The organism is Pseudomonas marginalis, assembly GCF_001645105.1.
Taxonomy (GTDB): Bacteria; Pseudomonadota; Gammaproteobacteria; order Pseudomonadales; family Pseudomonadaceae; genus Aquipseudomonas; species Aquipseudomonas petroselini.
Genome location: NZ_LKEG01000046.1, coordinates 65717 through 76590, shown reverse-complemented (window position 1 = coordinate 76590; position 10874 = coordinate 65717). Strand labels below are relative to the sequence as shown.

The following is a 10874-nucleotide window of genomic DNA, read 5'->3' as shown; positions in this document are numbered from 1 at the left end:
ACCCGCTGGGAGCGGTGACGGCGTATCAGTACGACGAAGCCGGACGCTTGGTGGCGTTGTTTCCGGGAGAGGATGAGCCGACGGCCTACGAGCATGACAATGGGTTCGTACGGGTTGTACGGCGTGGTGAAGCGGTTTGGAAGTATGAGCGCAATGATCAGGGCGATGTCATTCGCAGGACCGATCCTGATGGTCACGCTACTGACTACAGCTACAACAAATATGGGCAGTTGGTTGGAGTTTGGTATCCCGATCACAGCTGTCAGAAGCTGGTTTGGAATGAACGTGGGCAGTTGCTTGAGGAGCAGTTGCCGAATGGTGGGATCAAGCGTTATCGCTATGACGATCTTGGGCGAAAAATCTCCCAAGAAGATGAGCACGGTGCGCTCACACAATTTGAGTGGAACGACGTTGGGCGGTTAGTCCAAATCGTCTTGCCGAGCGGCGAAACGCGTAAATATACCTACAACCCCTACGGAAAAATCACTTCCGAACGCGATGAACTAGGGCACGTCACCCGCTACGAATACGCCGACGGCCTGCACCTGATCAGCCGCCGCCTCAACGCCGATGGCAGCCAGGTCAACTACCGCTACGACAACGTGCGTTTGTTGCTGACCGAGATCGAAAACGAGGTTGGCGAAACCTACAAGCTTGATTACCACGCCAACGGCCTGATCCAACAGGAGATCGGCTTTGACGGTCAGCGCACCGCTTACGTTTACGACCTCAACGGCAACCTTCAGGAAAAGACCGAACACGGCGATGACGGCAGTCAGTTGGTTACCCGCTACGAGCGCGACCATGCCGGTCGACTCGTAAGAAAAACCCTGCCTGATGGAAACTCTGTCGACTATGCCTACGACCGCCAGGGCAACCTCCTCAGCGTTGACGATGGTAATTGGTTTTTAGCCTACGAATACGACAAACAAAACCGCCTCATCGCCGAACACCAAGGCTGGGGCACCCTGCGTTATGGCTACGACGCCTGCGGCCAACTAACAAACCTTCGCCTGCCCGACAATAACCGCATCACCTTCAACCACGACAAAGGCGGCCACCTTTCCACGGTTGAACTGAACGGCACGGTACTGACCTCACACCAATTCAACGCTGGCCGCGAACAACAACGTACCCAAGGCAAACTGCTCAGCAGCTACCAACACGACCACCAGGGACGCCTGTTCAACCAAAGCATCGGCGATGCCGACGGCCCGGTGTACCGCCGTCATTACGACTACGACAAATCCGGCAACCTCACCCGCCTGCTCGACACTCGCAAAGGCCAGCACCGCTACCACTACGAACCACTAAACCGCCTCACCCGCGCCGACCACTCCCAAGGCGAGCCAGAACGCTTCGGCCACGACCCCGCCAGCAACCTGCTCATGCAAGACCGTCCGGGCCCCGACATCGTGGCGGGCAATCGCCTGATGATCCAAGGCGACCACCACTACGACTACGACGCCTTCGGCAATCTCATCCGCGAACGCCGCGGTAAAGGTCATCAACTCGTCACCGAATACCGTTACGACTGCCAGCATCGCCTGATCGGCACTACCCAACCCGACGGCCAAACTGCCAGCTACCGCTACGACCCGTTTGGGCGGCGTATCAGCAAAACCGTTGATGGCCTTACGACCGAGTTCTTCTGGCAAGGCGACACACTGATCGCCGAGCACCACGCGGACCGTCACCGCAGCTACCTCTACGAACCGGATAGCTTTCGTCCACTGGCGCTCCTGGAAGGCTTCGGCCCAAAAGAAACCAAGGTCTACCACTACCAACTTGACCACCTCGGCACCCCACAAGAACTCACCGCCCCAGATGGCGAAATCGTCTGGTCCGCGCACTACCGCGCGTACGGCGAAATCACCCGGCTCGACATAGGGAAAATCGACAACCCGCTGCGCTTCCAGGGCCAATACTTCGATAAAGAAAGCGGGCTGCACTACAACCGCCATCGCTACTACAATCCGGATGTTGGTCGGTACCTGACGCCTGATCCGGTGAAGCTGGCGGGTGGGATCAATGCGTACCAATACGTGCCCAATCCTACGGGTTGGGTAGATCCATTAGGGCTGAACTCATGTCCTGATACGAAGGGTTGCAAGCCAAACGCTTCCGCCCAAAACCCAGCTGAAAGTGTTAATCACGCAGAGCCGGCCCTACCGCAACTGACGAGTAGGCAGCGACAAGCAAGAATTGATGAGCTTGCTGAATCAAATGCTCATCGGCGTTTATCGGAACTCGAAACCTCAATTCCGGGAGCACACTTCTTGGAAAAACATGGAGCTCAGACGTCGCGAGAGTCTCAACTCGAACGAGTGATGACAGCTAAAAATCCCACGACCGGCGAAGTCGAAACCTTCCTTAGTGGGAGAAGAAGGGGGCTACCAAGGCCACCAAATGCCGCTACTCACTTTCTAAACCACAGGGACCAATTGAATGCAATTTACCGATCACAACTCATCTTCAAGCTTACTGATCTGTCAATGTCAAAAGAGCCAATGCACATGGGGAAAGTAATTGGTGAAGGATACAAGCGAGACGGGTACGAATATGGAACACAAAGAAAAGCCAGAGTTTTTTTGAATGACGAAGGCCAACCTATTACAGCATTCACGGAGTTCTAATGAAACTTAAGCCAAGCACATCAATCATCCAAGGGTTGCTATTCACCTACTGCGTCGAAAACACAAAAAATCCGGACAGAGAAGAGTTCATCGCAACTACAAACATTAACGACGACAAAGAGCTGGAAATCCTCCTCAATAAACTTACAAAACCAGAATTCGTAAGATACAAAGTCAACGAAAGACAACGTCATATTGAAAACCTAGAACACCTCCTAAAAACAGATGAAGATTTTGAGTCAGTATTCCATCTTTTCGACACACATTTTGATGACGAGATCGTCGACAAACGGCGATTCATGGAGGTACTACTAAAATGCCTCAAACAATATCATAAAGAAGCAACCCTAAAAAATCCGACATCTGATTGACACCCTATAAAACTCATTAACGGAATGAATAATGCAATTAAGCACCCAATTCATAAGTCATAAAATGCAATTCGCTGTTCTAAATGAAGCCTCCACGCGCACAGCTCGAAACCTCGATCCCTTCACCGGAGAGGACTACTACGGAAACCCTATCGTCCGGATAGAAATGCAAGGTTGCGGGAGAGGATACATACCGAACCCCACAGATTTAAACAATCCGATATTGGATGAAAACATGAATACGGCAATTGCTAAGTTCGATCGTGAGACAAAGAAACTTTACACTGCCTTTCCAGTGAGCGACCATCAATGTTAAAACATCCTTTTCTGAATAGGCCATACCACCCAAAGCTTCGATACTTCCTTGGACCGTTCGACATCTATGATCGCGAAGAGACCTTAGGTGAGGAGCTTGCAACTTATGACATCAACATCAATACAGACAGAGAGCGGTTAATTAAAAAATATATAATAGACAGAAACACAGATTTAAATTACCGACATCGAAAAGTCCTGGTTGATCACTTGAGCGCTACCCTCTATGACGATACGTATGACTTCACGCAAGTGCTACGTCAAGCTCCTGGGTTCTACTGTTCTCTGCCTTGGGGATGGAGCAACATGGTAAACCCAAGAGGCTTTTTCGAAGATATTTATCGGCTGACGCATGAATGGTGGAAAGAAGACCTCCAAAAAGCCAGCCTCGAAGACCAATCAACTTGGTAGCACCAACACCACTCTCAAAGGCAACACCGCTCCCACTGTGGCGAGCGAGCTTGCTCGCGTTGGGCCGCGAAGCGGCCCCAGTGCAGGCAGTGGGTACTTTCAGGTAAATCGGCATTGTCTGTTTTGGGGCTGCTGCGCAACCCAGCGCAGGGCAAGCCTGCTCACCACAGAAGCGTGTTCACCACACGAACCTGCTCACCCCAAAAAGTACCCACTCACCCTGAATGAGCTGCTCACCCAAACCCGCCGGATGAGCCACCCGCCCCAATCACCGCTTCGAAAGCTCCATAATCATGCGGCTAAGCAAATAAACCCGCGGCACCACACTCTCCACCTCGGCATATTCCTCCGGGGTATGAATATTCCCCCCGACAATCCCGAACCCATCCAACGTCGGTGTCCCTACCCCGGCTGACAAACTCGCGTCCGCCGCCCCGCCGCTGCCTTCAATCGTCAGTTTCTTGCCCAGTTCCCCATAAATCCCCTGGGCAATCGCCACCAACTTGTCCGACTCCGCCGTCTGCGGCATGGGCGGCAAGCCACGTTTCAAGCTCGTGGTGACTTCAGTGTCCGGGATCAGCTTGTTCGCCGACACCCGCACCAAATCCTTCTCGATGCGATCAAATTCTTCCGGCAACGCCGCGCGTACATCCGCCTTGGCCGTGGCCTGGTCGGGGATGACGTTGGTGCGGTCGCCGGCCTTGAGCACAGTAAAGTTGATGGTGGTTTTCTTCTCTTCATCCCCCAGCTTGCCGAGTTGCAGGATCTGGTGCGCAACCTCCATCGCCGCGTTGCGGCCAAGTTCCGGGGCAACACCGGCGTGGGCGGCTTTGCCTTTGACTTCGACCACGGCGGTGGCGCTGCCTTTGCGCCACACCACCAGGCCGTCGGCGGGGCGGCCGGGTTCGAGGTTGAGGGTGACGTCGTGGGCCTTGGCGGTGTTGCGGATCAGCTCGGAGGCCGCATCGGAGCCGGTTTCTTCGCTGGCGTCGAGCAGGAAGGTGATTTGCGCGTAGTCCTTGAAGCTCTGGTCCTTGAGGACTTTGAGCGCGTAGATGCCGGCGACGATGCCGCCCTTGTCATCCATCACGCCGGGGCCATAGGCGCGGCCGTCCTTGATGTGGAACGGGCGCTCGGCCGCCGAGCCTTCCTTGAAGACGGTGTCCATGTGGGCCATCAGCAGGATCTTGGCCTTGCCGGTGCCTTTGAGGGTGGCAACCACGTGGCTGTTGTTGGCCGCTTTATCCGGCACCAGTTCAATAACAAAGCCCAGCTGTTTCAGCTCGTCCACGGCGATATCGCGCACTTGCGTCAGGCCCGGCTCATACCCCGAACCCGAGTCGATATTCACCAGGCGCTCCAACAGCTTCAACGCCTCGGCCTTGTACTGTTCGGCGTGTGCCTGGATCTGTTTGTGGGGTTCGGCACTGTAGGCCGGCACGGCGAAGGACACGGCCAGGGTGGCGGCCAGGAGGGTACGGGAGAAGTTGAAGAGCATGAACCGATCCTTGATTGTTGTTGGCGGGTGCCGTGACACCCTACCCCACTAGACCGATCGCAACCAACTCCCCTGCACGGAACTCACGCGGTTTCGCCCACTGCTCTTGGCTTCGTACAACGCTTGGTCGGCATCATTCAACCAGTGTGTCGAATCCGCATGGCTCGGTTGATACGGCGCCAGGCCGATGCTCAAGCTCGCGCGCAACGTCGGGTCCTGGGCGTAGGCCAAGGCGTTGAAGCGGTCGCGCAGCGCATCCATCACTTCGGTGGCGCGGTTGAGAGGCATGCCCGGCAGGATCACACAGAACTCGTCGCCACCGTAACGCCCGGCGAGGTCGGTGGCGCGCAGGTTCTGGCGCAGGACTTTACTGAGTTGGCGCAGGACGATATCGCCGGTGACATGGCCGTAGGTGTCGTTGATGATCTTGAAGTGATCAATGTCGATCAAGGCAATGGCGGCGCCTGAGCAACCCCCGCGGCAGCGCTGGAATTCAAGCTCAAGGTGGTCTTTCCAGGCGCCGTGGTTGAGCAATCCGGACAGGCTGTCGGTGCGGCTCAACGCCAATAGCTCGCGCTTGTGTCGCGCCAGCGTCACCGCCTGGCGGTAGCAGATCCAACCCAATGCCAGCGGATACACCATCAGGATCGGCAGGCAGGCGTAAAGCTGAACCTGGGTGGTCACGGCGATAAAGGCCGGGGCGAACAACAGCCACGAGGTGCCGATACCCAGCGCCTGCGCCACCCACCCGGCCAGCATGAAACGGGGGCCGCCAATGGCCACGTTGTTCATGGTCATCATCGACAAGGTGGTCACACTGGGCAACGGGTTGAAGTGCATGGCACCGACCCAGAACCCACCGCAAAAAGAATCAAACAGCAGGTTGCGCCGTTCGCTGCGCAGTGCGTTGGCGGTGCGCACGCTCAGCTGAAAAGCCAGGTGCGGCCAGACAAACGCGTTGATCAGCATCCACGCCCACACCCACCCGGCAGGGTCCAGGGGATACATCCCGAACACCACGCACACCAACCCGAGCGTCAGCCCAAGCAGGCGGGATCTGTACAGCCGTGAAGCGAGCGGAAGTCCGGTTCCTTCTGCAGCTGACATGGTGAGGTGAAATCCTGAGTGAATGCCAGGAGTCTATCAGGGCACCGGCAATTAGCCACTACCGCTGATAAGCTCGGCGTCCTCAGTGGGAAAAGCCCCGCGCCAGCATCAGCGCCACGCCCAGCAGCAGCACCGCCGTGATGCGCTGCAACACCACACGCCGCTTGGGGTCTTCCAGCACATGCTTGATGCGCTGGCCGAAGTAGCAATACAGGCAGCCGCTGGCGAATTGCAGCAGCAGGAACGTCAGCCCGAGGATCGCGATATCCAGCGTTGAACGGTGCTCCCCGGTCCCGGCAAACTGGGGGAATACCGCGCTGAACATGATGAGGGTCTTGGGGTTGGAAAACCCGGTCAGCAACCCTTTGCCAAACAGGTTGCGCGCAGCTTCCACGTGACCGATCCGGTCGATCATCACGCCGCTGCTGGTCCACTGTTTGTAGGCGAGGTGAAGGATATACGCCACGCCCACCACCTGGATTGCCTGCGTGATGACAGGGTAGCCCTTGACCAGCTCGGAAAAGCCCACGGCAAAGATCAGGATCGATATCAGGTACGCCACACTCGCGCCGATCTGCGCCGGGATCGAACGGCGCAGGCCGTCGCGAAGGCCCAGGCTCAACAGCATCAGGGTCATGGGGCCGGGGCTGAACGTCATGGTTGCGCAAAACAGCAGGAAGTACAGAAACGAAGAAAGGGTTAACGCACTTGTCATGGCCGGGGACCTGGGGAAGAGAGCCTGCAGTCTAGGCAGTTGCCCTTGCACAAGGCAGGTAAAGTGAGGCCTAATCCGCCCGAACTTCACCGGTAAAATTACCAGTAAAGATAAGGAAGTCGCATGTTCGTATCGGCCATCGCTTTTGTCGAGGGCACCCCCAAGGTGCAACAGATCGTCGAGGCATTCAGCCGGGCCATCGAAAACGGCGAATGGGCTGCCGGCAGCAAGTTGCCCTCGGTGCGCGAACTGACCCAGACCCTGGGCGTGAGCAAGTTCACCCTCAACGAAGCCCTCGACCGCCTGCGCGGGCGCAATCTGCTCACGTCCAGCCAAGGCCGTGGTTATTTCGTGACCGTGGACCGCGTCCATACGGCCACGACAAACTGGGTTGATTTGCTGCCTCAGGACCTGCTCAGCGTATTGCGCCGCCCCCTCGCAACGGTCTACGGCGAACTGCGCCCCGGCGGCGGCCACTTGCCCGAGGCGTGGCTGGACAGCGAGGCCATTCGTCAAGCCATGCGCAGCGTGGTGCGTGCGCCGTCGTTGCGCATCGCCGGGCTGGGCACGCCGGCCGGGCTGCTGCCGTTGCGCCAGGCGCTGCAACAGAAGCTGCACGGTGAAGGCCTGTCGGTGCCGGTGGACCAGATCATCACCACGCCAAATACCGTGCAAGGCCTGGACATGCTCATGCGCTTGCTCGCACGGCCCGGCGACACCGTGCTGCTGGATGCGCCGTGCTACTTCAACTTCCACGCCAACCTGGCGCTGCACGGGGTCAAGGTGGTAGCGATCCAACGCCGGCCCGATGGTTTTGATTTCAACGCCCTCGAACAGCTTTTGGCTGAGCACCGCCCCAGCCTGTACCTCACCACCGGCATACTGCAGAACCCCACCGGCCATTCCTTCAGCCCCGGCCAGGCATTTCGCCTGCTGCAACTGACCCAGCAATACGCTTGCCATATCGTCGAGGATGACCTCTACGGCGACCTGCACCCCACCCCACCGCCACGCCTGGCCGCGCTCGCCGGCCTGGACCAGGTCACCTACCTGTCGGGTTTTTCCAAGACCCTCAGCGCCAACGCCCGCGTCAGCTTCGTGGTCGCCGCACCGCAACTGGCGGCCAACCTGACCAATATGAAGCTGATGAGCGGCGGCGTGACCTCCGAGCTGTTCGAGCAGATCGTGTACCGCATGCTCAGCGAAGGCAGCTATGCCAAGCACCGCAAGCGCATGGTGCAGCGCTTGATGGAGGCCGGAGGACGGGTCGAACAATGGCTCAAGCGTTGCGGCTGCGAACTGCCCATGGGTTATGAAGGCGGAATGTTTATCTGGGCACACCTGCCGCCCGGAATCAACGGCGAGCTGCTGGCCCAGGCGGCCTTGAAACACGGCATGGTGCTGGCGCCCGGTGCGCTGTTCGGCTATGACGCGGCGCACCGCGACTCGATGCGTTTCAATGTGGCCCACAGTGATGAGCCGCAGGTGCAACAGCTATTCGAAGCGCTCTTGCTCAGGGCTTCCCATGGCCCTTGAGCCTGCCGTAACCGACCAGCAACAACTCGCGCATCACTGCGTGTGCCCGATTTTGCTTCGTCATGTATCTCCGTTATAGCCGGATACACTGCAATACAAAGGGCACAAGGCAAGGCCGTCGCCAGTGGCTAGACTGCGCTCCACTGAGTATTTAACGAGGCAGGCAGCATGGATCATGTCGATCACATCCTGATCGTCGATGACGACCGGGAGATCCGCGAGCTGGTAGGCAACTACCTGAAGAAAAACGGTATGCGCACCACCGTGGTCGCCGACGGCCGTCAGATGCGCAGTTTCCTCGACACGACACCGGTGGATCTCATCGTGCTGGACATCATGATGCCTGGCGACGATGGTTTGCAGCTGTGCCGCGAGCTGCGGGTGGGCAAGCACAAGGCCACGCCGGTGCTGATGCTCACTGCACGCAACGATGAAACCGACCGCATCATCGGCCTGGAAATGGGCGCCGACGACTACCTGGTCAAACCCTTCGCGGCCCGTGAACTGTTGGCGCGCATCAACGCCGTATTACGCCGCACACGCATGTTGCCGCCGAACCTGCTGGTCAGCGAAACCGGGCGCCTGATCCGGTTTGGTCGCTGGCGACTGGACACCACCGCGCGCCATCTGCTCGACGCAGACGGCACCCTGGTGGCCCTGAGCGGCGCCGAATACCGCCTGCTGCGGGTGTTCCTCGACCACCCCCAGCGCGTGCTCAATCGCGACCAGTTGCTCAACCTGACCCAAGGCCGCGACGCCGATCTGTTTGACCGTTCCATCGACCTGCTGGTGAGCCGCCTGCGCCAACGCCTGCTGGATGACGCCCGTGAGCCGGCCTATATCAAGACCGTGCGCAGTGAGGGCTATGTGTTCTCCTTGCCGGTGGAAATCCTCGGGGCCGATCAATGACGCCACGGTTTATGAGGCTGCGCTTGGGCTGGCCGCGCACGTTGGCGTCGCAGTTGTCACTGATCTTCTTGATCAGCCTGGTGTGCGCCCATGGGTTGTCGTTCAGTGCGCAGTTCTACGAGCGCTATATCAGCGCGCGCACCGCCATGTTGGGCAACCTGGAAAACGATGTCTCCACCTCAGTCGCCATCCTCGACCGTCTCCCCGCCAACGAACGCGCCAGCTGGCTGCCGCGCCTCGACCGGCAGAATTATCGGTACCTGCTCCATGCCGGCGAAACCGGCGAGCCGATGCGCAGCGACGATATGCCCATGGCCGCCACCTCGATTGCGGACGCGCTGGGCGAACACTACGCGCTGACCTTCCGTGACATCCCCGGCCTGCAAAAGCATTTCCAGGCGCACCTGACCCTGGCCGATGGCAGCCCGATCACCCTCGACGTGCGTCCTGCGGCTGTGCCCGTCGCCTACTGGCTGCCCGTGGTGCTGGTGCTCCAGCTTGCGCTGCTGCTGGGCTGCACGTGGTTCGCCGTGCGCCTGGCCATCCGCCCCCTGACCCGTTTGGCGCGGGCGGTAGAGACCCTCGACCCGAACGCCCACCCCACTGCGCTGGACGAAACCGGCCCGACGGAAGTCGCGCATGCCGCCGCCGCGTTCAATGCCATGCAACAGCGCATCGCCGAATACCTCAAGGAACGCATGCAGATTCTGGCGGCGATTTCCCATGACTTGCAAACCCCGATAACCCGCATGAAATTGCGTGCCGAATTCATGGAAGACTCCGCCGACCGCGACAAACTCTGGAGCGACCTCGGCGAAATGGAACATTTGGTGCGCGAAGGCGTGGCCTATGCGCGCAGCGTTCATGGCGCCAGCGAAGCCAGCCACCGAATCAACCTCGATGCGTTTCTCGACAGCCTGGTGTTTGACTATCAGGACATGCACAAGCAGGTGAGCCTGTCCGGCAAAAGCGCGGTGGTACTCGACACTCGCCCCCACGCCCTGCGCCGGGTGCTGGTGAACCTGGTGGACAACGCCCTGAAGTTCGCAGGCAGTGCAGAGCTGGTAGTGGGCTCGACGACAAGCGGGGAACTGTCGATCAAGGTGCTGGATCGCGGGCCGGGGATTGCCGAGGATGAACTGGTGCAGGTGATGCAGCCGTTTTACCGGGTGGAAAGCTCTCGCAATCGCGGTACCGGTGGTACGGGCCTGGGGCTGGCGATTGCGCAGCAACTGACCGTCGCCATAGGCGGGTCGTTGACCTTGAGCAATCGTTCGGGAGGTGGATTATGTGCCGAGATTCGCCTTGGGTTTTAAGCCGTGGGGAACTTGAGTTGCTCAGCTACGCGTCCGCGTGTGGAGGCTGAGTTAGACGGT

Annotated in this window: 9 protein-coding genes; 6 read left to right on the top strand and 3 right to left on the bottom strand. The window is 58.6% G+C overall.

Annotated features, from left to right (window positions below):
* The 3 genes from AO064_RS31340 to AO064_RS30970 form a co-directional block, all read left to right on the top strand.
* A partial coding sequence (locus tag AO064_RS31340; protein ID WP_244159538.1) for an RHS repeat-associated core domain-containing protein occupies window positions 1-2636 on the top strand: 2636 nt, incomplete at its 5' end.
* Window positions 2636-3007, top strand: coding sequence for a hypothetical protein (locus AO064_RS20520; protein ID WP_064054466.1), 372 nt, complete (start codon window positions 2636-2638; stop codon window positions 3005-3007). The genes AO064_RS31340 and AO064_RS20520, both read left to right, overlap by 1 nt.
* A 309-nt stretch (window positions 3008-3316) precedes the next feature.
* Window positions 3317-3733 carry a hypothetical protein gene (locus tag AO064_RS30970; protein WP_064054464.1) on the top strand — a complete coding sequence of 139 codons (417 nt, stop codon included), beginning with the start codon at window positions 3317-3319 and terminating at the stop codon, window positions 3731-3733.
* Window positions 3734-4001: 268 nt separating this feature from the next.
* Here the strand turns inward: AO064_RS30970 and AO064_RS20505 are convergent, their stop codons facing one another.
* The 3 genes from AO064_RS20505 to AO064_RS20495 all read right to left on the bottom strand — a co-directional run bounded on the left by AO064_RS20505 (window position 4002) and on the right by AO064_RS20495 (window position 7053).
* Window positions 4002-5231: a M20/M25/M40 family metallo-hydrolase gene (locus AO064_RS20505; protein WP_064054463.1), complete on the bottom strand. Its 1230-nt coding sequence runs from the start codon at window positions 5229-5231 to the stop codon at window positions 4002-4004.
* Window positions 5232-5279: 48 nt separating this feature from the next.
* Window positions 5280-6338, bottom strand: coding sequence for a diguanylate cyclase (locus tag AO064_RS20500; protein WP_064054462.1), 1059 nt, complete (start codon window positions 6336-6338; stop codon window positions 5280-5282).
* Between the two features lie 82 nt (window positions 6339-6420).
* Entirely contained in the window at window positions 6421-7053 is a 633-nt protein-coding gene (locus tag AO064_RS20495) for a LysE family translocator (RefSeq protein WP_064054461.1), read from the bottom strand.
* 123 nt (window positions 7054-7176) lie between these two features.
* Between AO064_RS20495 and AO064_RS20490 the strand changes: the two genes are divergently transcribed.
* The 3 genes from AO064_RS20490 (at window position 7177) to AO064_RS20480 (ending at window position 10814) form a co-directional block, all read left to right on the top strand.
* Complete coding sequence (locus AO064_RS20490) at window positions 7177-8589, top strand: aminotransferase-like domain-containing protein (RefSeq protein ID WP_064054460.1); 1413 nt, start codon at window positions 7177-7179, stop codon at window positions 8587-8589.
* A gap of 168 nt (window positions 8590-8757) precedes the next feature.
* Window positions 8758-9498, top strand: coding sequence for a response regulator (locus AO064_RS20485; RefSeq protein WP_064054459.1), 741 nt, complete (start codon window positions 8758-8760; stop codon window positions 9496-9498).
* A gap of 11 nt (window positions 9499-9509) precedes the next feature.
* Window positions 9510-10814: an ATP-binding protein gene (locus tag AO064_RS20480; RefSeq protein WP_064054458.1), complete on the top strand. Its 1305-nt coding sequence runs from the start codon at window positions 9510-9512 to the stop codon at window positions 10812-10814.
* Window positions 10815-10874 lie beyond the last annotated feature (60 nt).